Genomic DNA, 23,088 nt, shown 5'->3' on the forward strand with positions numbered 1-23,088 from the left:
ATATGAATCTTTCTAATGAGTTGTTTAGTCGCTTTTCATTATAGGTCATATGGGACTTTTTTTCTACAACAAAATAGGCTCCATAAGATCCATAGGGGATTTACCCACTACAAATATTATAGAGCCAAAAAAATGAACTTGAGTTACCAAGTTCATTTTTTATGTTTTCTTAAGGAGCAAAACTGATGCAGACTGCTTCTGGTACATGGAAGTCATTAGAAAGTTCTGCTAGACGTCCAGTTTCAGAATTGCGTTTAAAGACGGTTGCATTGTCAGAGTCCTGATGGACAGCAATGACAAATTCTTGATCTGGTGTCAAATCAAAATCACGTGGAGTCTGACCATGTGTCGGAACGATTTCTAACAACTCTAAGCTTCCATCCGCAAGAATTGTATATACCGCGATAGAATCATGACCACGGTTAGAAGCGTAGAGGTATTTACCATCTTTAGAGAGACGAATAGCAGCAGTACCATTAAAACCTTCATAACCGTCTGGTAGAGTTGAAATGACTTGCATGCGTTCAAATTCGCCAACACCATCGTAGATTAGAACCTCGATAGTGCTATTGAGTTCACAAATGAGATAAGCAATTTTATAATGGTTATGGAAAATAATATGGCGTGAGCCTGCTCCTGGCTGGCTATGATAGGTATAGAGCTTAGATAATTTTCCTTCTGAATCAAGATCATAGGTGATGACTTGGTCAGTACCCAAGTCGCAGGTCACTAGATAGTTGTCAGGTGTTAAATCTGTATAGTGAACATGTGGAGAAGCTTGATTTTCATGTGGACCTTGGCCACTGTGTTGATCCACATCACTAAGTAGAAGACGACCATCTTCCTGACGTTTATAAACAAGGACCTGTCCCTTGTGGTAGTTTGCTGCGTACACCAAATCACGCTTTTCATCAACTGCAACATAACAGTGGGGTGCTCCCTCTTCCACGACATGATTTAATAATGTCCCGTCAGTTTGATAGGCAGCGATTCCTCCCTTATCGTCTTGGCTACCAACAGTGTATAAATGCTGGTGCTGGTCAAAGGCAAGGTAGGTTGGACTTGGCTCAGTAGCAAAAAGTTCTAGATTTGAAAGCTGACCAGTTTCTGTATCAAAGTCTGCCTTGTAAATCCCTTGAGAAGTCCGACGTGTATAAGTTCCAAAATAAACAGTTTCTTTCATAACTTTACCTCTATATAAAAGATAAGACTATTATATCACAAAAATTGTAGTTGGAGGAATTCTATAACGCATAATTAAACATAATAAAATATTAAATTTAACTTGTTTTTGTATTGATTTCCTTTTGAAAAGTGCTATAATAATCCTATACAAATTGTAAAGGAGTTTGTTTATGAAAAAACGTGTTTTCTTAGCAGCAGGAGTTGCTGTACTCTCGGCAGCTGTCCTAGCAGCGTGTTCATCTGGTAATGCTAATAAAGAAGCAAATAAACCAGTTACTTATGCCTATGTATTTTCATCAGATCCTTCGACTCTGGATTATACAGTTTCTGGAAATGTCAGCACTAAACAGGTCACAGGTAACGTTATTGACGGTTTGCTTGAAAATGACTAATATGGCAATCTGGTTCCATCAGTTGCAGAAGATTGGACTGTTTCCAAAGATGGTTTAACCTATACCTATAAAATCCGTCAGGGTGTCAAATGGTATACCAATGAGGGGGAAGAGTATGGTGAAGTCAAGGCTCAGGACTTTGTAACTGGTCTGAAACATGCAGCAGATAAGAAATCACAGGCTCTTTATCTCGTACAGGATTCTATCAAAGGATTGGATGACTATGTAAATGGGAAAACAACAGATTTTTCTAGTGTTGGGGTAAAAGCAACTGACGATTATACTGTAGTCTATACTTTGAATCATCCAGAATCTTTCTGGAATTCAAAAACAACAATGGGAGTCCTTGCACCAGTTAATGAAGACTTTTTAGCTTCTAAAGGAGATGACTTTGGTAAACCAACGGATGTAACGAGCATTCTATACAATGGGCCTTATCTCCTCAAAGGTCTTACATCTAAGTCTTCTATCGAAATGACCAAAAATCAAAACTACTGGGATAAACAAAATGTCTTTATTGATGATATCAAGTTATCCTTCTTTGATGGTCAAGATGCAGACTCTCTAGGACGCGGTTTTGATGAGGGACACTATCCAGCTGCACCTCTCTTTAAAAACTCTGCCAACTATGAACGTCTAAAAGAAAAGTACAAGGATAATATTGTATACAGTCAACAAAGAGGTGGCGTATTCTATATGTCTACTAATATCGACCGTGTAAATTACAATCACACTGCTAAAACAAGTGATGCAGAAAAAACTTCTACTAAGAAAGCCTTGTTAAACAAAGATTTCCGTCAAGCCTTGGCTTTTGCGGTAGATCGTAAAGCAGGGATTTCTCAAGTATTTGGTGATGAAGTAGGACCTCGTAAGTTACGGACAAGTTTCACTCCTCCAACATTTGTTCAAGTAGGAGATCAAACATTTGGTCAAGTTACTAAGACAGAATTGGATAAATTGGATAATGTCTGGAAAGATGTCAGTCTTGATGATGCCCAAGATTCACTTCATAATGTAGACAAGGCTAAGGCTAAATTTGAAGCTGCTAAGAAAACCCTTCAAGCTGATGGAGTACAGTTCCCAATTCATTTAGATTTGCCAATTTCTTCATCAAATCCAGATTTTATTCGTCAGGTTCAGTCTTATAAACAATCCATTGAGGAAGCCTTAGGCTCTGACAATGTAGTTGTTGATATTCAACAAGTTTCTGATGACGAATTGGGAAGTATGACTACTCTAGCTACTTCCAATGCAAATACTGACTGGGATATTAATGCAGTCAGTGGTTGGACTCCAGACTTTGCAGATCCATCGACTTATCTAGATGTATTTGATCCAACTTCAGGTCCAAGTCTCCTAAGTGCTCTTGGTGTGGCACCAGGAACAGACAATCCAGTTATTAAAACAGTTGGATTGGATAAATACAAAGAACTGATTGATGATGCAAATAGTGAGAAAACAGACCTTCAAAAACGTTATTCCAAATATTCTAAGGCTCAAGCTTGGTTGTCAGATAGTGCACTTGTTATTCCAGTATACTCTGATGGTGCTCAAATGCTAGTGACGAAAATGGTTCCTGGCAGTGGTGCCGGTGGCTGGGTAGGTGACAAGACTAGTGAAAATAGCTACAAGTATCTGAAAATCCAAGATAAGATTGTCACTACTAAAGAAATGGATGAGTTCCGCAAGAAATTTGCTGATGAAAAAGCCAAATCCAATGCTGATTATCAGAAGAACTTAGACCGTCATATTCAAGACTAATCGAATCTCCTCTTTTGAGGAGATTTTTTATGTTGCTGTCTCCATGTAAGCACTTTAAAAAAGAGTTATTTTGATTTAAAAATGGTATAATGAGAGAACAATAGAAAGGAAGTATTTATGGAGCAAAAAGAGAAACATTTTAGCCTATCTTGGTTTTTCAAGTGGTTTTTGGATAACAAGGCCATTACGGTATTTTTGGTAACCTTATTATTGGGACTCAATCTGTTTATTTTAAGCAAGATTAGTTTCTTATTTTCACCTGTTTTAGACTTTTTGGCAGTCGTGATGTTGCCAGTCATTCTATCTGGTTTACTATACTATTTATTAAATCCTATAGTTGATTGGATGGAGAAGCATAAGATTAATCGGGTCATAGCCATCAGTATTGTCTTTGTCATTATCGCTCTCTTTATCATTTGGGGCTTGGCAGTAGCTATTCCAAATCTGCAACGTCAAGTTTTAACATTTGCAAGAAATGTACCAATCTACCTCGAAGATGCTGATCGAGTTATTGATGATTTGGTCACTAAGCGTTTACCAGATGATTTCAGGCCTCAGTTAGAGCAAGTTTTGACAAACTTCTCAAGTCAGGCTACAGTTTGGGCAAGTAAAGTTTCTTCTCAGGCAGTCAACTGGGTGAGCGCCTTTATTAGCGGGGCTTCTCAAGTGATTGTTGCCTTGATTATCGTTCCTTTCATGCTCTTTTATCTCTTACGTGATGGAAAAGGACTACGTCACTATTTGACCCAATTCATGCCAACGAAATTGAAAGAACCTGTTGGACAAGTTTTATCAGATGTGAATCAACAGTTGTCCAACTATGTTCGAGGGCAAGTAACAGTAGCTATTATTGTTGCGGTAATGTTTATGATTTTCTTCAAGATCATTGGTCTACGCTATGCAGTTACGTTGGGTGTTACTGCTGGTATTTTAAATCTGGTTCCTTATTTGGGTAGCTTCTTAGCCATGCTTCCTGCCCTAGTATTGGGCTTGATTGCTGGGCCAGTCATGCTTTTAAAAGTAGTGATTGTCTTTGTTGTAGAACAAACTATTGAAGGCCGTTTTGTCTCTCCATTGATTTTGGGAAGTCAATTAAACATCCATCCTATTAATGTTCTCTTTGTTTTGTTAACTTCAGGATCCATGTTTGGTATCTGGGGAGTTTTACTTGGTATTCCGGTTTATGCTTCTGCTAAAGTTGTCATTTCAGCCATTTTCGAATGGTACAAGGTAGTCAGTGGCCTATATGAAGAAGAGGGCGAGGAAGTCAAGAGTGAACAATAGTCAACAGATGTTACATGCTTTGGAAGAGCAAGATTTAGCCAAGGCAGAGCACTATTTCGCCGAAGCTTTAGAAAATGATCCAAGTGACCTTCTGTATGAGTTAGCAACTTATCTTGAAGGAATTGGTTTCTATCCTCAGGCCAAGGAAATTTACCTGAAAATCGTAGAGGATTTCCCAGAGCTTCATCTTAATCTAGCAACAATCGCTAGCGAGGATGGTCAAATCGAAGAAGCCTTTGCTTATCTTGAGGAAATCCAAGCTGACAGTGACTGGTATGTCTCGGCTTTGCTTCTTAAGGCAGATCTTTACCAGTTGGAAGGTTTGACAGATGTGGCGCGTGAGAAACTGCTGGAGGCTTTGACCTACTCAGAGGATCCTCTCTTAATATTTGGCTTGGCAGAGTTGGATAGTGAGTTGGAAAATTACCAAGAAGCTATTCAAGGCTATGCCCAGTTAGATAATCGCTCAATTTATGAGCAAACAGGCATTTCTACCTATCAACGAATTGGCTTTGCCTATGCTCAGTTAGGGAAATTTGAAACGGCTACAGAGTTTTTGGAAAAAGCCCTGGAGTTAGAATACGATGACCTAACAGCTTTTGAGCTGGCCAGCCTTTACTTTGATCAAGAAGAATACCAAAAAGCTGTCCTCTATTTTAAGCAGATCGATACCATTTCTCCTGACTTTGAAGGCTATGAGTATGGGTACAGTCAGGCCTTACATAAGGAACACCAAGTTCAAGAAGCCCTGCGTATCGCTAAGCAAGGATTAGAGAAAAATCCCTTTGAAACTCGTCTCTTGCTGGCTGCTTCACAATTTTCTTATGAATTGCATGATGCTAGTGATGCAGAGAACTACCTCCTTACTGCTAAAGAAGATGCTGAGGATACGGAAGAAATCTTACTCCGTCTAGCTACTATTTATCTGGAGCAGGAGCGTTATGAGGATATTCTAGACTTGCAGAGCGAAGAGCCAGAAAATCTCTTGACCAAGTGGATGATTGCTCGTTCCTATCAAGAAATGGACGATTTGGATACTGCCTATGAGCTTTACCAAGAATTAGTAGGGGATTTGAAGGACAATCCAGAGTTTCTGGAACACTATATCTATCTTTTGCGTGAATTAGGTTACTTTGAGGAAGCAAAAGTCAATGCACAAACTTATTTAAAACTGGTTCCAGATGATGTGCAAATGCAAGACTTATTTGAGAGATTATAAGAATATATTTTTAAAAACTGTATCTAATCATTTTTGATAGATATAGTTTTTCTTTTTCAAATAGAATTTTTTTACAAAAATTCTTGGTTATTTTGTTTATTTATGCTATAATAGGAACAATTATTTTTAGGAGGTGCAGTATGTCTTATTTGTTTGAGATATTACCGAGTTTATTGAGCGGTGCAAGCATGACTTTGCAGGTTTTTGCACTGGTCTTGATTTTTTCTATTCCTTTGGGCGTTTTGATTGCCTTTGCCTTGCAAGTCCATTGGAAGCCCCTCCATCATTTGATTAATATTTATATTTGGATTATGCGAGGCACACCCTTGCTCTTGCAATTAATCTTTATCTATTATGTGCTGCCAAGTATTGGGATTCGTTTGGACCGTCTTCCTGCGGCTATCATTGCCTTTGTATTGAATTATGCGGCTTACTTTGCTGAAATCTTCCGTGGTGGGATTGATACCATTCCTAAAGGTCAATATGAGGCTGCTAAGGTCTTGAAGTTCAGTCCTTTTGCCACAGTACGCTATATTATCTTGCCCCAAGTGACCAAGATTGTTCTTCCTAGTGTCTTTAATGAAGTCATGAGTTTGGTCAAGGATACCTCTCTGGTCTATGCTCTAGGCATTTCAGACCTTATCTTGGCTAGTCGCACAGCTGCCAACCGTGATGCTAGTCTAGTTCCTATGTTCTTGGCAGGAGCCATTTACTTGATTTTGATTGGGATTGTGACTATTCTTTCCAAAAAAGTTGAGAAGAAGTACAGTTACTATAGATAGGAGACTGCCATGTTAGAATTACGAAATATCAATAAAGTCTTTGGTGAAAAGCAAATTTTATCTAATTTCAGTCTAAAAATTCCTGAAAAGCAAATCCTAGCTATCGTAGGACCTTCTGGTGGAGGTAAGACAACCCTCTTGCGTATGCTTGCGGGTCTTGAAACCATTGATTCAGGGCAAATCTTTTATAATGGAGAAACTTTAGAACTGGATGAACTAGAGAAGCGGAATTTACTGGGATTTGTATTCCAAGATTTTCAACTTTTCCCTCATTTATCCGTTCTAGACAATTTGACCTTATCGCCCGTAAAAACCATGAGAATGAAGCAAGAAGAGACTGAGAAGAAGGCGCGAGGGCTTTTGGAACAATTAGGACTGGCTGGTCATGCAGACGCCTATCCTTTCTCACTATCTGGTGGTCAAAAGCAGCGGGTAGCCTTAGCGCGTGCTATGATGATTGACCCAGAAATCATTGGCTACGATGAACCAACTTCTGCACTTGATCCAGAATTGCGCTTGGAAGTGGAAAAACTGATCTTGCAAAATAGGGAACTTGGCATGACGCAGATTGTGGTTACCCACGATTTACAGTTCGCTGAAAATATCGCAGATCAGATTCTCAAGGTTGAGCCCAAGTAGGAGGTGCCAATGACTAATAAGAAAATTGCTTTAGTATTGGTTTCTCTCCTGACTCTTTTTTTAACAGCTTGTACTCAGAAGGCTAGTGATCCAAAGCAGGATAACTGGGATAAATATCAAGAGCAGGGGACCATTACTATTGGTTTTGACAATACCTTTGTACCCATGGGTTTTGAAGAAAAGAATGGCCAATATACAGGCTTTGATATTGACTTAGCACAAGCTGTCTCTGAAAAATTAGGTTTTAAGGTTCAATTTCAACCCATTGACTGGGATATGAAGGAGACGGAACTGCAAAATGGAACCATTGATGCCATCTGGAATGGCTATTCTGCCACTGATGAACGCCGAGAGAAAGTTGCCTTTAGCATTCCATATATGGAAAATCAGCAAGTTCTGGTTACGAAGAAAAGCCAGCAGATTCGTTCAGTAGAGGATATGAAGGATAAGACCTTGGGAGCCCAAGCAGGTTCCTCTGGTTATTTAGACTTTGAAGCCCAGCCAGATTTACTGAAAAATCGTGTCAAAGATCAGAAGGCTAATCAGTACCAGAGTTTTAATGAGGCCTTGATTGACTTGAAAAATGATCGGATTGATGCCTTGTTGATTGACCGAGTGTATGCTAATTACTACCTCCAGTCTGAGGGGATATTAAATGACTACAATGTCTTTTCAGCAGGATTTGAAAGTGAATCTTTTGCGGTCGGAGTTAGACCTGCTGACAAAAGATTACTACAAGCTTTAAACCAAGCCTTTATCGCACTACACCAAGAAGGAAAGTTCCAAGAGATTAGCCAAAAATGGTTTGGTGCTGACGTGGCAACAAAAGAAGTGAAAAGTAGAGATTGAGTGTTTCCTCAATCTCTTTTTGCATCAAAAAATCCCCTGACAAGAGCCAGAGGATAAGAGTATTATTTCATTGTTGGGAAGAGCAATACATCACGGATAGTGGTTGTATCAGTGAGGAGCATGCAGAGACGGTCGATACCGATTCCCAAACCACCTGTTGGTGGCATACCGTATTCAAGGGCCTCAATGTAGTCGTAGTCGATGCCTGTCGCTTCATCGTCACCAAGTTCTTTGGCTTTTGCTTGGGCTTCAAAACGGCTAAGTTGGTCGATTGGGTCGTTCAACTCAGTAAAGGCATTACCGTACTCCTTAGTCATGATAAAGAGTTCGAAACGGTCAGTAAAGCGTTCGTCTTCAGGATTTTTCTTAGCTAGTGGAGATACAGCTACTGGATGTCCATAGACAAAGGTAGGTTGGATTAAGGTTTCTTCAACAAACTCTTCAAAGAAGGCATTGATGATGTGGCCAACTTCAGTGTAGTGTTTCTCAACTGGAACTTTCTTCTCAGCAGCGATAGCTTTGGCTTCTTCCAAAGTCATGTCTTGCCAGAAATCTACACCAGTAATTTCTTTGATAGCATCCACCATGTGAACACGTTTAAATGGTTCATTGATTTTGATTTCAGTACCTTGATAGTTAATTGGGCCATCGCCTTTGACTGATTTAGCAGCGTGTTGGATAATACCTTCAGTCAAGTCCATGATGTCTTGGAAGTCTGCATAAGCTTGGTAAACTTCGATAGAAGTAAACTCAGGGTTATGAGTAGCATCCATTCCTTCGTTACGGAAGATACGTCCGATTTCATAGACGCGTTCCATACCACCGACGATAAGGCGTTTCAAGTGAAGCTCAGTCGCGATACGAAGCACCATGTCAATGTTTTGGGCATTATGGTGGGTGATAAATGGACGGGCAGCAGCACCACCAGCTTCATTGTGAAGAACAGGTGTTTCGACTTCAAGGAAACCTTTTTGATCAAGGTAACGACGGATTTCAGAAATGATTTTTGAACGAGTGACAAAGCGCTCAAAGCTTTCACGGTTAGAAATCAAGTCAAGGTAACGTTTACGGTAAATTGTTTCAACGTCTGTCAAACCGTGGAATTTCTCAGGAAGTGGGCGGAGTGCTTTAGATAAGTGAGTGATGTGAGTAGCTTTGATAGAGAGTTCTCCCATATCTGTACGCATCACTTCACCTTCGACACCAAGGAAGTCACCAAGGTCTGCTTTTTTGAAGATATCGTAGTTTTCTTCACCGACAGCATCCTTACGAACGTAAATCTGGATTTGACCTTCGCGGTCTTGAAGGTGGGCAAAACCTACTTTACCTTTACCCCGTTTGGTTACCAAGCGTCCTGCGATAGTAGCTGTTTCATTTTTATCATGTAATTGTTCTTTATCGAGGTCGGCATATTTATCTTTTAATTCTTGTGAATTTGCAGTGCGTTCAAAGCGTTTTCCGAAAGGATCGATTCCTTGTTCACGGAGCGCAGCCATTTTTTCACGGCGAACGATCTGCTGGTCATTTAGTTCTTCCATATGTTCTGTTGACATGGGATCCTCCTAGTTTTACTCAAAATTGAATACGATGAGTCATTTTTTGCGATACTCCCATTTTATCATAAATAAGCAAGAAATTCACGGATAATCTTTCAAAACTAAAAAGAACTTGACGCTAAAATCAAGTTCTGTTATTGATAGGAAGTATCATTCCAAGTATCGAGAGTAAATGTTTCAAAATCATGGGTTTCTAGAATGGTCAGGCTGGCATTTGCTAGACCGCCATCTTTACGAAGAAGTGGTTCTTTATAACCTAGAAGAGTACGAAGACTGGCAGTAAGATTGGCACCGTGACCGACAATTAGAATACGCTCAGCTGGACTATCTTTTAATGATTTGATAAATTGGATGGTCCGTTGCGTGGTACTATAGAGGGATTCGGCTCCAAACATTTGAGTGTCAAATTGAGCAAGATTAGATCGAAAAGCTTTGATTTGTTGTGGGTAAATAGCTTCCAAGGTTGCAATTTTTAAACCTTCTAACTTACCCAGCTGCCATTCACGGAGATTAGGAACACTTTCTAAAGGACAGGGGGTCTGGAGTTGACTTTGGATAATTTCAGCAGATTTGACCGCTCGAGGTAAATCACTTGAATAAATCTGATCGAAAGGAATATCCTTGAGATACTGGCCTAGTCGTTTTAGGGTTTCAATGGATTCAGGAAGAAGGGGAGAATCTCCACTAGCACCTTGAAAGCGTCCTTCTTGGTTCCAGACTGTACGACCGTGGCGGACAAAGTAGAGTTTCATTATTTGCTGTCCTCCAAGATATCTGCAAAGTCGGCCTTTACAAAGCTGGCCAAGTCTTGGGGAGCAACGATAATGCTGTGACCAACTTCCCCAGCAGAGACAATCATTTGATCCAAGTCTAGAGCAATTTTATCGATAAAAATGGGATAATTGTGTTTCTGACGAATTCCGACAGGATTATTTGCTCCATGAATGTAACCAGTTGTTTTTTCCAAGTCCTTTTGTGGAATCATGCTCACTTTTTTATTGCCAGAAATTTTGGCTAGTTTCTTTTCCGACAAGTGTTGAGTGATAGGGACAATTCCGATAATCGGTCCTGTTTTATCTCCCAAAAGAGCCAAGGTTTTGAAAATCTGATCTCGTTCATAACCTTGAGGAAGCTCTCCTTCCAGGGCATTGATTTGAATCCCCTGATGTGGGATATTTGCTTTAGACAGGATTTGTTCTACTAATGTTTTTTTGATTTTAACTTTTTTTGCCATTATTTATACTTATCCTCCAATTGGCTCATCCAAATACCAAGCCAGATTCCCAGCGCAAAGAAGAAGGAGATGATAACATACCCAACAAGAGAAATACCAGTGTATTGGATACTTTCAGCGTTTCCTGCATTTGGAATCAAGATTAAAAGGGTACTTGATAGGACGATACCGATGATGAAATGATAGACACGTGAGTGGTAATTGTTTAAGGCATAATCCATCAATTTTGAAAAAACGATGAGAGTTGCACCTGCCCCGATTCCAATTGGGAAGAAGGTTCCCAAGAGGTCAAAGGTTTTAAAACCAGTCAACATAGGAGCATAGAGTCCCAAAATCAAAAGTAGATTTGATGGACTGAGGCCAGGAACCAATACGCCAAGAGCCAGCAGTACACCTGCTAGTACGAAATTAAGAAAGCTGGCACTTAAGGTTCCAACTACAAAATTTAAGGCATAGAGACCTAGTCCAGAAATGATAAAGGTTGCCCAGAACCAAGCTAAATCAATCTTGTCTCGGTCAGATTCTCGAGTTGATTCTTTGAGGAGGCTAGGAACTGTACCAATGATGGCACCCGCAAAGCTCCATAAGACAAAGACCTGATAATTTTCAAGTAGGTATTCAATCGGGTAGGAAAATAAGCCGATCCCCAGAAGCATGCCGATGGCAACTGGAATAAAATACAAAACATTTTCTTTAAAGTCTTTAAAGGGATGGGCTAGAAAGCCAATCATTCGTTCATAAATACCTAAGATTGCTGCTAGAACCCCTCCGGAAATTCCCGGTAGAATAAATCCAAGAGCAATCACAATCCCTTTAATAACACGTGCTAACCATGAGAGCATATTGTTCCTCCAACTATTTCTATTTCAAAAAATCCTTACTATATTGTATCACAATCTAAAACAAAAAGAAAAAGCAAATGAGAAACAAATGCTTTTAAGGTTTTAAAAATAGTTTTCTAAAGGTTTCTTCCTTATTTTTTAAAGAAGAGATGACGTTAATATCCAAATCGTGGTCAAAACCAGCAATTTTTCCTTTAGAAGTGTACTGGTGAATGTCGTAATCTAAATCAGTCTTAGGAGTTGCTTCGTAAAATCCTGAGTCAGAACCATAGGAAGGAATCCATACAGACGTAAACTTGTCTGTATTAATACTGTGTTCTTCCATGAAGTAGACCCCAACGTAGATTCCGATATTTTTAGCACCTAGCGATTCTAGTTTTGCACGAAAAGCTTCAACCCCTTCGTTCATATTGGACATGGTTTTTTCTTCCACGTCTAGCCAATAGTAGCTAGGGCTGTATGGCGATGAAGCATTATAAAAAACTTCAGCAGCCTTTTCCATTTCTTGGATACTTTTTCCAGCTACATAGGCATAGACACCAACTGGGACATTTCGTTTTTGAAACTCAGTGATATGGGTTTTAAAGGCCTTATCAACACCATTAACATAGGAAGCATCGTTCTCTTTGGACGTTTGAGCACCACTATGGACGCGAACAATAGCTCCAGAAATGTTTTGGGAGAGAGTATCGTAATTAATTTCCTCAGGACGTTGCCAACCAGAAACATCAATCACCGGTTTATCTATATTATGTAGCGCTTGCGTTTCTACTTGCGCGATATTTGACTTTGTTTTTACAGGATGGTCCTCAAAACGAGGGCGATTCAGGATTAAAATGAAAATCATAATCCCAAAAAAACCAAACAAAATAAGCGGATTTATTTTCTTTCTCATATCTCATAATTTTACCTTAAAAATGAGAAAAAATCAAAAAAAATACTCAAAAAATGGGTTAAGAAAGGACTTTAGAGCATTTTTTCATTCAAGAGCGCGGAATGATTTGAAATATGGTATAATAAAAGGGAATTTCTAGAGAAAAGAGAAGATTATGTCAAATTATGCCATTATTTTAGCAGCGGGTAAAGGGACTCGCATGAAATCTGATTTGCCAAAAGTGTTGCACAAGGTTGCGGGTATTTCTATGTTGGAACATGTTTTCCGTAGTGTGGGAGCTATCCAACCTGAAAAGACAGTAACAGTTGTAGGACACAAGGCGGAATTGGTTGAGCAGGTCTTGGCTGGACAGACAGAATTTGTGACTCAATCTGAACAGTTAGGGACTGGCCATGCAGTTATGATGACAGAGCCTATCCTAGAAGGTTTGTCAGGTCACACCTTGGTTATTGCAGGGGATACTCCTTTAATCACAGGTGAAAGCTTGAAAAACTTGATTGATTTCCACATCAATCATAAAAATGTGGCCACTATCTTGACTGCTGAAACAGATAATCCTTTTGGCTATGGACGAATTGTGCGTAATGACAATGCTGAAGTTCTTCGCATTGTTGAGCAGAAGGATGCTACAGATTTTGAAAAGCAAATCAAGGAAATTAATACTGGAACCTATGTTTTTGACAACGAGCGTTTGTTTGAAGCTTTGAAAAATATCAATACCAATAACGCTCAAGGTGAATACTATATTACAGACGTCATTGGCATTTTCCGTGAGGCTGGTGAAAAAGTCGGCGCTTATACTTTGAAAGATTTTGATGAAAGTCTTGGGGTAAATGACCGTGTGGCTCTTGCAACTGCTGAGTCGGTTATGCGTCGTCGTATCAATCATCAGCACATGGTCAACGGTGTTAGCTTTGTCAATCCAGAAGCAACTTATATCGATATTGATGTTGAGATTGCTCCTGAAGTTCAAATTGAAGCCAATGTTACCTTGAAAGGGCGAACGAAAATTGGTGCTGAGACTGTTTTGACAAATGGAACTTATGTGGTGGATAGCACTATCGGAGCAGGAGCTGTTATTACCAACTCTATGATTGAGGAAAGTAGTGTTGCAGACGGTGTGACAGTCGGTCCTTATGCCCACATTCGTCCAGGTTCATCTCTAGGTGCCCAAGTCCATATTGGTAACTTTGTTGAGGTGAAAGGTTCTTCAATCGGTGAGAATACCAAGGCTGGTCATTTGACTTATATTGGAAACTGTGAAGTGGGTAGCAAGGTTAATTTTGGTGCTGGAACCATTACAGTCAACTATGACGGCAAAAACAAATACAAGACAGTCATTGGCAACAATGTCTTTGTTGGTTCAAATTCAACCATTATTGCCCCAGTTGAGTTGGGTGACAATTCTCTTGTTGGAGCTGGTTCAACTATTACCAAAGACGTGCCAGCAGATGCGATTGCCATTGGACGCGGTCGTCAGGTTAACAAAGACGAATATGCAACTCGCCTTCCTCATCATCCTAATAATCAGTAGGAGTCTGTCATGGAATTTGAAGAAAAAACGCTTAGTCGAAAAGAAATCTATCAAGGTCCAATTTTTAAACTGGTCCAAGATCAGGTTGAATTACCAGAAGGCAAGGGAACTGCCCAACGGGATTTGATTTTCCACAATGGAGCTGTCTGTGTTTTAGCAGTAACGGATGAACAAAAACTCATCTTGGTCAAGCAGTACCGCAAAGCTATCGAGGCTGTCTCTTACGAAATTCCAGCCGGAAAGTTGGAAGTAGGAGAAAATACAGACCCTGTTGCAGCAGCCCTTCGTGAATTAGAGGAAGAAACAGCCTATACAGGGAAATTAGAACTTTTGTATGACTTTTATTCAGCCATTGGCTTTTGTAATGAAAAATTAAAACTATATCTAGCAAGCGATTTGACGAAAGTGGAAAATCCGCGTCCGCAGGATGAAGATGAGACCTTGGAAGTCCTTGAAGTGAGCTTAGAAGAAACTAAGGAATTGATCCAATCAGGTCATATCTGTGATGCCAAGACAATTATGGCTATACAGTATTGGGAATTGCAGAAAAAATAGAGGAGGTCAGTATGGGTAAACCTTTATTAACGGATGAAATGATTGAAAGGGCTAATAGAGGCGAAAAAATTTCAGGTCCTCCTTTACTAGATGATGAGGAGACAAAAATTTTACCAACCTCTTCTTCCCGTTTTGGTTATGCCAAACCTAAGGATCATGGTTTTAGCCAGGAAACCTTGAAGATTCAGGTCGAACCGTCTATTCATAAAAGCCGTCGCATTGAAAATACCAAGAGAAATGTCTTCAATTCTAAGTTGAATAAAATCTTATTCGCTGTCATCTTTCTCTTGATTTTGCTTGTCTTAGCAATGAAACTTTTGTAATAGAAAAGGAATTGAAATGAAAATAGGAATTATTGCGGCTATGCCAGAAGAACTGGCTTATCTGGTCCAGCATTTAGACAATGCCCAGGAGCAAGTTATTTTAGGGAATACCTATCATACAGGAACCATTGCCTCGCATGAAGTCGTTCTTGTAGAAAGTGGAATTGGTAAGGTCATGTCTGCCATGAGTGTGGCGATTTTGGCTGATCATTTTCAAGTGGATGCTTTGATTAACACGGGATCAGCTGGGGCAGTGGCAGAGGGTATTGCTGTTGGGGATGTTGTGATTGCTGATAAATTAGTCTATCATGATGTGAATGTCACAGCTTTTGGCTATGCTTATGGACAAATGGCACAACAACCGCTTTATTTCGAATCAGATAAAACTTTTATTGCTCAAATCCAAGAGAGTTTATCTCAATTGGACCAGAACTGGCATCTTGGTTTGATTGCTACAGGAGATAGTTTTGTTGCAGGAAATGACAAGATAGAAGCGATTAAGTCTCATTTCCCAGATGTTTTAGCCGTGGAGATGGAGGGGGCAGCTATTGCTCAGGCAGCGCATGCTCTTAATCTTCCAGTTTTAGTCATCCGAGCTATGAGTGATAATGCCAACCATGAAGCAAACATCTCTTTTGATGAGTTTATTATCGAAGCTGGACGTCGCTCTGCTCAAGTCTTGTTAGCCTTTTTGAAGGCCTTAGCTTAAGCGGAAATTTGACAGTTTTTCTAGCTTATGATAAGATTTAAGTAAAGAAAAGCTAGAAAACGTTTCAGAGGATATTATGAGTATTGAAATGACCGTCAGTGAGATTGCAGAGGTCTTAGGATTATCTCGCCAAGCAATCAATAACCGTGTCAAAGAATTACCAGAAGAAGACACAGATAAAAATGACAAAGGGGTAACAGTCGTTACCAGAAGTGGCTTGATTAAGCTAGAAGAAATCTATAAAAAAACGATTTTTGAAGATGAGCCTGTCAGTGAAGATGTCAAGCAACGTGAGTTGATGGAGATTCTGGTTGATGAGAAGAATGCAGAAATTCTCCGCCTTTATGAACAATTAAAAGCCAAGGATCGCCAGTTATCAGAAAAAGATGAGCAGATGCGTATCAAAGACCGCCAGATTGCTGAGAAAGACAAACAACTCGATCAGCAGCAACAATTGACCCTTCAAGCCATGAAGGATCAAGAAAATCTTAAGCTAGAGCTGGACCAAGCAAAAGAAGAAGTCCAATCAACTAAGAAAGGCTTTTTTGCTCGTTTATTTGGAGGATAATCAAGGAGCTGTTTAGGTTAAATGCTAACCTGATGGCTTCTTTTGTTTCTAAATAGTATAGTTGCTCAAGTAATACTCAATGAAAATCAAAGAGCAAACTAGGAAACTAGCCGCAGGCTGTACTTGAGTACGGCAAGGCGACGTTGACGTGGTTTGAATTAGTATAAAATAACAGTATAGGAGAGGTAGAAAATGGAACGATTAGAAGATTACATTGCTTTTGACTTAGAATTTAATCAGCATGAAGGACAAATACACTTGATTCAAGTATCGGCAGTGCGTTTTAGAGATGGTCAGGAAATCGATGCCTATGATTCCTATGTCCATACTAGTGTGCCTCTAAAGAATTTTATTAATGGATTGACGGGGATTACAGCTGAGACCTTAAAAGATGCTCCCCCAGTGGAGGAAGTTATAAAAGAATTCCAAGAGTTTGTGGGTTCTTTGCCGATGATAGGCTACAATGCTGTTAAAAGTGATTTACCTATTTTAGAGGACCATGGTTTAGACTACAGCCAGCAGTACAAGGTGGATCTGTATGATGAAGCTTTTGAACGTCGGAGTTCAGATTTACATGGTATTGCCAATCTCAAATTGCAAACTGTTGCCTCGTTTCTTGGATTTCAAGGTCAGTCCCATAATAGCTTAGAGGATGCTCGTATGACAGCGCGTGTTTACGAGTCCTTTCTAGAGTCAGACAAGGCTAGAGAATTGTTAGGGGCAGAAAGTAGTCTTTCAAACAATCCTTTTGGAGGCTTGGACTTGTCTCAATTATTTAACTAGGAGTGCCTATGAAACCTGAAAAACCTAAAAATCTGGGTTTTAAGCAGATATACTTTAATCTAGATAAAATACTTTTTCTATTTTTCTTGACTTTTATGATGATTGAGTTTGTCTGGTTACCAGCAAATTCTTGGATTGCTGGACTTTTGCTCCGTCAGACAGGCTATCTCTTTCTATCTTACAACAATATTTTTGCCATTATAAAAGGTTCTCCCTTTGTTAGTCTTGCTTTATTTATTCTGGTAATCGTTAATTTACTGATCGCCTATTACCAGATAGGACTTCTCTTTATCGGAGCCCGGCACCTACTCTATCATGAAAAGAGAACTTTGCTGGAGTACAGTCGTAAGGTCTTTCGACAAAGTTTCTTGTTTATGAAGCAAGCGACACTTTCCAAGATAGCCTTTATCTTCTTTTATATCATGATGCTCTTTCCATTGATTCGAAAGATTTTAAAGATTTATTACCTCAATAAAATCGTCATTCCGGACTTTATCGTTGATTATGTGGAAGACAAGTATTGGCTAGTAGGTATAGTGGTTACTATTCTTGCTTTACTTCTATTTTACATTTCAGTGCGCTTGATGTTTGCCCTACCTCAGCTTTTATTTGAGAAGAAAACAGTCAAAGAAGCAGTCAGATACAGTCTAGAGAAGACAAGAAAGCACTCTTGGTTTTATATTTGGAACTTGCTTTGGATTGTCGTCAAAACCTACATATTTTTCATTCTTTTATTGATCCCAATCTTGACAAGTCAGGCACTGATGGATGGTTTGACCCATAAGGAATCTCTTGTGATGGGAATTATTAACTTTGTCTTGATTAAGAATTTCCACTATATGGCCTTGACTTACTTTCTCATTAAGTTTGTTTCCTTCTTAACAGGAGAAGAATTAGAAATCACACCAAGGAGAAAGAAAGACCACTGGATGAGATGGGGAGTGATGGGATGTGCTGCTATCTTTTTCGCTCTTGAGGGTTATGTTTATTTAGAAGCTCCAGTTGCTAACAAACCTTTGATTATCTCTCACAGGGGAGTATCTAATAAGAATGGTGTGCAAAATACCGTCCAATCACTAGAAAAAACCGCTCAGTTATCTCCAGACTTCGTTGAGACGGATGTTCAGGAAACAAAAGATGGCCAGTTTGTCATGATGCATGATGCCAATATCAAGAATTTGACAGGAGTTAATGCCAAACCTCAGGATTTAACCTTGGAGGAATTGACCAAACTTGATATTTCAGAAAATGGTTATCATAGCAAGGTGTCTAGTTTTGATGACTATCTCAATAAAGCCAATGAATTACATCAAAAACTCCTTATTGAAATTAAAACTAGTCGAAAAGATAGCCCAGATATGATGAAACGCTTTATGGAAAAATATGGAACTGTTCTTAAGCAGAATGGTCACCAAATGCAATCCTTGGACTACCATGTGATTGACCAGGTTTTAGCCTACGATACTCAAATTCCAGTCTTTTTAATCCTACCTTATAATAGTATTTTTCCAAGAACCAAGGCCACAGGTTATACTATGGAGTATTCAACCTTGGATGAAAATTTTGTCAACAAGCTTTGGAATACCGATCAGAAATTGTATGTTTGGACAATTAATAGTTCAGAGTCCTTTGATAAATCTGTTCATTTGGGTGCAGACGGCATGATAACGGATGATTTGGAAATGATTCAAGAGCAGGTTACCATTGCCCAAGAAGACCCAGAGTATACGGAATTGCTTTTCAAACAGGCCATGGAATTCTTTAATTTTTAGTAATCAAAAAGAGGAACAGTTGTTCCTCCCATGATAGGCAAGTATTCTCTTGAATGCTTGTTTTTCTTATGCTTAGAATGGCAATTTTCCAGCGAAAGCCCCCAATTTTTTCTTGGTAGTTTCATCGATTTGTTCAAGAGCAGAGTTGATGGCTTGAACAGTCATATCTGAAAGAGTTTCAAGGTCTTCAGGGTCAACGACAGCTGGATTGAAGTCAATGCTGACAACTTTCTTATCTCCAGTTAATGTCGCTTGAACAAGGTCTTGAGCAGATTTGCCAACAAATTGCATAGCAGCAAGTTCAGCTTGGCTTTGTTCCATTTGTTTTTGAAGTTTTTGTGCTTGACGCATCATGTTTTGCATGTTCATCATGGTGATTTATAGTTTCCTTTTACAATTATTTTCCTTTTTATTTTATCAATTTTGATGTCAAAAGTCTAATCTTTTTTAGAGTGAATTTATCAAGTATCGATAGGGATGTAGATGGAATAAAAATATAGGATAGATATTCTAAGAGCATAAGAATATTTATCCTATATGTGTTTATGAAAAGTTGCTAGATATTTTATGAGCTCGTTCAAGGGTTTACTAACACTATTCTACTTTGTAGAAAAATCCGTCAGTGTGGCCATTGATAAGTTGTTGTCCAGACCATAAACGATCTTGTGTTGTATCAGATTGGTCAGTATAGCCATTATCTGGAGAAGAGGTGACAGACATGGTTAGAGGTGTTCCAGCTGGTAAAAAGGCAAGGGCAGAGCCACCAGCACCTCCATCTTTAGGAAGTATATTTGCCTTAAGAAAGTTGTCAATTTCTTTAGCATGTTCAATTGAAATCTTGGACTGATCACTTACTAAACCATTTTTGTCAAAGGTGAATTCAATACCTGTAGGATTTCTCCAAGTTCCTGCAACACTAGAAAAATCTCCATTTTGAATTGCAGAAATATCCATCCCTTGCATTTCTGACTGAAGGGAGGGTTCTTCATTTATGAGATTTGTGACAGATTTCCAAGAGAAAGATCTTATGTCAAGGGAAGGTGGTTTTGTCCCCAGTCCCTCTTCTGTATCTGATTCGCTAATTAACTCTAACCGTGTTCCATCCTGATTTAACTTGTATAGCTTAACTTGGATTTGATTAGTAGATACACGGGTAGATAATTGGAAATAGCCATTTTCTAAAGGATTAAAATGTACTCGCTCTCCAATAAAGTCCAGATTGTTTTCTGCATTGGTCAGTCGAATAACTTCGTCATTTTTAAGAGTTCGAATATCTAATAAATCGTAATAGTTAGAATCCGTTTTAAGGGCAACCAAAAGTTCGTCCGTACCATTTTGGTCTAAATCATACAAGCTGTATTGTAGTCGAGAGTATTCTTTAGGATAAGTATTTTTAAAGTTTGCTTTTGAATTGAGCTCTTTAGGTGAAGCTGATGAACCATCTAATACTTTGGCATATTCTTTAAGGACAGGATTATATAGGGTGTAATCATTTTTCTTCTCTTCCGATGTGGAAGAAGTTGAACTAGTACTTGAGGCAATCGCTTTAGAACTTGTTGCAGAAGTATTTTCACTCTGATGTTGGCAAGCCGTTAAAATAGAGATAGCTAAAATACTAATACTGAATAGAAATAATTTTTTCATATGTTTAATCTTGCAATTCTAAACCTTGAGCATCTTGGTGCCATTTGCTACCAGTTTTGGACGTTAAAACTTGAATAGTAATTATAATATTCCAAATTGCATTTGCTAGTAAAACAAATGGCAATAAAATAGGAATGATAGCTAGCAGAGTTATGCCGATACGCTTGTATCCTTGTTTGGAATTTCCGATGTAAAAATCGTATCCACCAAGTGCTCCTAAAAATAGGGCAAATAAGGCTGCGGCCAGTTTAGATTTATCACTCACTCCATTTGAATGTTGGCTAGAGCTAGCTGGAGATGTGTTATCTATTTTTGAAACAATATACTCATCACCGTTTTGATAAAATTCTACGTAATCACCTACTTGTGGTTCAAAACCAAAACTTTTTCTTGAAATTGCAGTAAATTGGCCATTATCACCTTTTCCAACATAAACTGTTTCATCTTCAATTTTTATAACTTTGTTCATATAATTGTCTCCTTAATCTATTTCTATTGTATGTTAGACCCACTCACCGTTGTAATTGATACGGTAGCCATCAGGTGTTGTCGTATTGATTGCTAGTGCACCAGAGCTATAAGCATAGTACCATTTACCAGATACCTTCATCCAGCCAGTTTTCATAGCGCCTGAGTCTTGAAGATAGTACCAGTTACCGTTATTTTTTAGCCAACCAGTCTTCATAGCACCTGAACCGTCGAGATAGTACCAGCTACCGTCTTTTACCCAGCCAGTTTGCATCCAGCCAGAGTTATCAAAACGATACCAAACACCATTGATTTTTTCCCAGCCATTAGTTGTATAGGAACCGTCGGCGTGTTTGTACCACCAACGAGAACCAGATTGTAGCCAACTACCTGAGATATTAGAATTCGAACCTGATTGAGTTGTTGTGTTAGTATTTGAATTTGTAGAAGGATTTCCGATAGTCACATCTTTTCTAACTTTAAAGACACGTTTTCTTGTATCAGTTAAGTCACCGTAAGGCGAACCAGCTTCTCCAGACATCTCCAAAATATATGTTCCATCTGGAAATTGTTCTGAAACAAAAATATCACCTTTAAATTGATTGCTATAAAATAAAGGTTGTAAAAATTGATCACTGACATCTTTAGTTAAGCCACTAAAAATGACAGCATCGTGACTTTGGTACACAATTTTTCCGGTCGCTTTATCAATCAAAGTAACATTTCCCTTAGCAGCATTATCACCTCCATGTGGTAGTGGCTCTGAAAGTTTTCCTTCGAAGCTAAGTCCAAAATAATCAATTTCAACTTTTGTAATTGTTGCGTCTATTTGTTTTTCAGTACTCGTATTCTCGCTAGCTGATACTTGATTAGCTGTGATGACTCCAGTGCCAAGAAGTGATAGAGCTGATATAGTTGCAAGTGTGAATTTTTTAGTTTGTTTGTGCATTCATTTAATACTCCCTATTTTTATTTGTTGTAAAGTAATCAGTTTGTCCAAAAATCTAGACTTTTTTGGACAAACTTGATAGAATGGTAGTGTAATAATAATCGGTCAAAATGCTGGATTTTAGAACCTTTTTTCTAACGAAAATGGTTCTAAAATAAAGTGTATTTCCTGTCCAAAAAATCCTAGGTTTTTTGACAGGAACTATGAATTTTTTATCCAATTATGAAAGGTGCTTTTTGATACTCCTAAGATGTCTGCACCTTCTCGTAAGGTTATTTCTTTTTTCGTATATTGAGCTATTACATCAGGGAGATTATCCGGGGCAAGCAATTTTGGTCTACCGAATTTTTTCCCTTTTTTCTTTGCTTCTCGTATTCCTTCCATTTGTCTTTGTTTGATTTGTTCTCTTTCAAACTGTGCCACATAAGATAGAACTTGCAAAACGATGTCAGATATTAGTTTTCCTGTGATATTGTCATCGCTATTCTTTGTGTTTAATAAGGGGAAATCTAAAACAGTTATATTTACTTTCTTTTTCTTAGTAATTGATTGCCATTGTTCTAAAATTTCATCATAGTTTCTTCCCAATCTATCAATTGATTTAATAACTAATTCATCATTCTCCTTCAAGGTAGTTAATAATTTTTGATATTCTATTCTGTCAAAATCCTTTCCTGAAACATAATCAATAAAAATATTTTCTTTTGCTAATTTATTTTCTACCAAGGCTGAAAATTGTCTATCGATATTTTGTTCTCTTGTAGATACTCGAACATAACCGTAACGCATAAGGCTACCACCTATCTTTTTATCTCTATTTTAGACAAAAAGAAAACTACCGCCCATAATGAGTGGTAGTTTGGTGTACTCTTTGCTACTGTATTTTTTTGCCAAGATTTTGCCTTGGATGCGTGAATAGAAGTGTTGGATAAAAAATCTTAAGGGCTTAAAATCCTTTTAAACCAACCTTTTTGATGTTTACAAAAATTAAAAACAGTATGTTCAATTTTTGCATGTTCATCATGGTGATTTATAGTTTCCTTTTATCTTATTTTCCTTTTTATTTTATCAATTTTGGGGTTAAAAGTCTAATCTTTTTCTGAGAGAATCTAAGAATTGTGCTTAGCAGTGGAAAATAAAAGTAG

23 protein-coding genes and 1 pseudogene are annotated in these 23,088 nt (G+C 38.5%); 13 read left to right on the top strand and 11 right to left on the bottom strand.

The window, feature by feature from the left end:
• Positions 1-169: 169 nt before the first annotated feature.
• Positions 170-1,183: a lactonase family protein gene (locus QM843_RS07085; RefSeq protein WP_414304681.1), complete on the bottom strand. Its 1,014-nt coding sequence runs from the start codon at positions 1,181-1,183 to the stop codon at positions 170-172.
• A 172-nt stretch (positions 1,184-1,355) separates the two neighbouring features.
• Here QM843_RS07085 and QM843_RS07090 point away from each other — a divergent pair.
• From QM843_RS07090 to QM843_RS07115, 6 genes and pseudogenes are all read left to right on the top strand, one after another.
• A pseudogene (locus QM843_RS07090) lies at positions 1,356-3,338 on the top strand (peptide ABC transporter substrate-binding protein).
• A gap of 117 nt (positions 3,339-3,455) precedes the next feature.
• Entirely contained in the window at positions 3,456-4,622 is a 1,167-nt protein-coding gene (locus QM843_RS07095) for an AI-2E family transporter (protein WP_371483818.1), read from the top strand.
• On the top strand, positions 4,612-5,841 hold the full coding sequence (locus QM843_RS07100; RefSeq protein WP_261104733.1) for a tetratricopeptide repeat protein: 1,230 nt from the start codon (positions 4,612-4,614) through the stop codon (positions 5,839-5,841). The genes QM843_RS07095 and QM843_RS07100 overlap by 11 nt, the downstream gene beginning before the upstream one ends.
• Before the next feature lie 140 nt (positions 5,842-5,981).
• Positions 5,982-6,623, top strand: coding sequence for an amino acid ABC transporter permease (locus QM843_RS07105; RefSeq protein ID WP_261104732.1), 642 nt, complete (start codon positions 5,982-5,984; stop codon positions 6,621-6,623).
• Between the two features lie 9 nt (positions 6,624-6,632).
• Positions 6,633-7,262 (top strand): amino acid ABC transporter ATP-binding protein, encoded by a 630-nt coding sequence (locus QM843_RS07110; protein ID WP_414304680.1) that lies wholly within the window; start codon positions 6,633-6,635, stop codon positions 7,260-7,262.
• Positions 7,263-7,271: 9 nt separating this feature from the next.
• Entirely contained in the window at positions 7,272-8,111 is an 840-nt protein-coding gene (locus tag QM843_RS07115) for an amino acid ABC transporter substrate-binding protein (RefSeq protein ID WP_414304679.1), read from the top strand.
• A 62-nt stretch (positions 8,112-8,173) separates the two neighbouring features.
• Here QM843_RS07115 and lysS read toward each other — a convergent pair whose 3' ends face one another.
• From lysS to QM843_RS07140, 5 genes are all read right to left on the bottom strand, one after another.
• Positions 8,174-9,664, bottom strand: coding sequence for a lysine--tRNA ligase (gene lysS / locus QM843_RS07120; protein ID WP_261056339.1), 1,491 nt, complete (start codon positions 9,662-9,664; stop codon positions 8,174-8,176).
• 137 nt (positions 9,665-9,801) lie between these two features.
• Positions 9,802-10,419, bottom strand: coding sequence for a histidine phosphatase family protein (locus tag QM843_RS07125; RefSeq protein WP_261049723.1), 618 nt, complete (start codon positions 10,417-10,419; stop codon positions 9,802-9,804).
• Positions 10,419-10,901 (bottom strand): aminoacyl-tRNA deacylase, encoded by a 483-nt coding sequence (locus QM843_RS07130; protein ID WP_261104723.1) that lies wholly within the window; start codon positions 10,899-10,901, stop codon positions 10,419-10,421. Before QM843_RS07130 ends, QM843_RS07125 begins: the two co-directional genes overlap by 1 nt.
• The gene (locus QM843_RS07135) at positions 10,901-11,743 is read right to left on the bottom strand and encodes a DUF368 domain-containing protein (protein ID WP_414304678.1); all 843 of its coding nucleotides are present in this window, start codon (positions 11,741-11,743) and stop codon (positions 10,901-10,903) included. Before QM843_RS07135 ends, QM843_RS07130 begins: the two co-directional genes overlap by 1 nt.
• A gap of 94 nt (positions 11,744-11,837) precedes the next feature.
• Entirely contained in the window at positions 11,838-12,638 is an 801-nt protein-coding gene (locus QM843_RS07140; RefSeq protein WP_314499668.1) for a glycoside hydrolase family 25 protein, read from the bottom strand.
• A 154-nt stretch (positions 12,639-12,792) separates the two neighbouring features.
• Here QM843_RS07140 and glmU point away from each other — a divergent pair, with 154 nt between their 5' ends.
• The 7 genes from glmU (at position 12,793) to QM843_RS07175 (ending at position 18,882) form a co-directional block, all read left to right on the top strand.
• Positions 12,793-14,172, top strand: a complete 1,380-nt coding sequence (gene glmU / locus QM843_RS07145) for a bifunctional UDP-N-acetylglucosamine diphosphorylase/glucosamine-1-phosphate N-acetyltransferase GlmU (protein WP_024057202.1) — start codon at positions 12,793-12,795, stop codon at positions 14,170-14,172.
• 9 nt (positions 14,173-14,181) lie between these two features.
• Positions 14,182-14,727, top strand: a complete 546-nt coding sequence (locus tag QM843_RS07150; RefSeq protein WP_261116532.1) for an NUDIX hydrolase — start codon at positions 14,182-14,184, stop codon at positions 14,725-14,727.
• An 11-nt stretch (positions 14,728-14,738) separates the two neighbouring features.
• Entirely contained in the window at positions 14,739-15,050 is a 312-nt protein-coding gene (macP, locus tag QM843_RS07155; protein WP_049547262.1) for a cell wall synthase accessory phosphoprotein MacP, read from the top strand.
• Positions 15,051-15,066: 16 nt separating this feature from the next.
• Positions 15,067-15,759, top strand: a complete 693-nt coding sequence (locus QM843_RS07160) for a 5'-methylthioadenosine/adenosylhomocysteine nucleosidase (protein WP_414304677.1) — start codon at positions 15,067-15,069, stop codon at positions 15,757-15,759.
• Between the two features lie 76 nt (positions 15,760-15,835).
• Positions 15,836-16,327 (top strand): chromosome segregation protein RocS, encoded by a 492-nt coding sequence (rocS, locus tag QM843_RS07165; protein WP_000021242.1) that lies wholly within the window; start codon positions 15,836-15,838, stop codon positions 16,325-16,327.
• Positions 16,328-16,519: 192 nt separating this feature from the next.
• Positions 16,520-17,110: a 3'-5' exonuclease gene (locus QM843_RS07170; RefSeq protein ID WP_238096124.1), complete on the top strand. Its 591-nt coding sequence runs from the start codon at positions 16,520-16,522 to the stop codon at positions 17,108-17,110.
• A gap of 8 nt (positions 17,111-17,118) precedes the next feature.
• Positions 17,119-18,882 carry a glycerophosphoryl diester phosphodiesterase membrane domain-containing protein gene (locus tag QM843_RS07175; protein WP_414304676.1) on the top strand — a complete coding sequence of 588 codons (1,764 nt, stop codon included), beginning with the start codon at positions 17,119-17,121 and terminating at the stop codon, positions 18,880-18,882.
• A gap of 72 nt (positions 18,883-18,954) precedes the next feature.
• On the opposite strand, the gene QM843_RS07180 is transcribed toward QM843_RS07175, so the two are convergent.
• The 5 genes from QM843_RS07180 to QM843_RS07200 form a co-directional block, all read right to left on the bottom strand.
• A complete protein-coding gene (locus QM843_RS07180) occupies positions 18,955-19,254 on the bottom strand; it encodes a YbaB/EbfC family nucleoid-associated protein (protein ID WP_000981526.1) in 300 nt (99 codons plus the stop codon).
• Positions 19,255-19,476: 222 nt separating this feature from the next.
• Entirely contained in the window at positions 19,477-20,526 is a 1,050-nt protein-coding gene (locus tag QM843_RS07185) for a DUF6287 domain-containing protein (protein WP_261142295.1), read from the bottom strand.
• Positions 20,527-20,530: 4 nt separating this feature from the next.
• Complete coding sequence (locus QM843_RS07190; protein WP_049547095.1) at positions 20,531-20,995, bottom strand: hypothetical protein; 465 nt, start codon at positions 20,993-20,995, stop codon at positions 20,531-20,533.
• Positions 20,996-21,028: 33 nt separating this feature from the next.
• Complete coding sequence (locus tag QM843_RS07195; RefSeq protein ID WP_414304682.1) at positions 21,029-21,907, bottom strand: N-acetylmuramoyl-L-alanine amidase family protein; 879 nt, start codon at positions 21,905-21,907, stop codon at positions 21,029-21,031.
• A 237-nt stretch (positions 21,908-22,144) separates the two neighbouring features.
• A complete protein-coding gene (locus QM843_RS07200) occupies positions 22,145-22,732 on the bottom strand; it encodes a recombinase family protein (protein ID WP_004256625.1) in 588 nt (195 codons plus the stop codon).
• Positions 22,733-23,088 lie beyond the last annotated feature (356 nt).

Origin of the sequence: Streptococcus mitis, assembly GCF_047463435.1 — a bacterium.
Classification (GTDB): Bacteria; Bacillota; Bacilli; order Lactobacillales; family Streptococcaceae; genus Streptococcus; species Streptococcus mitis_DS.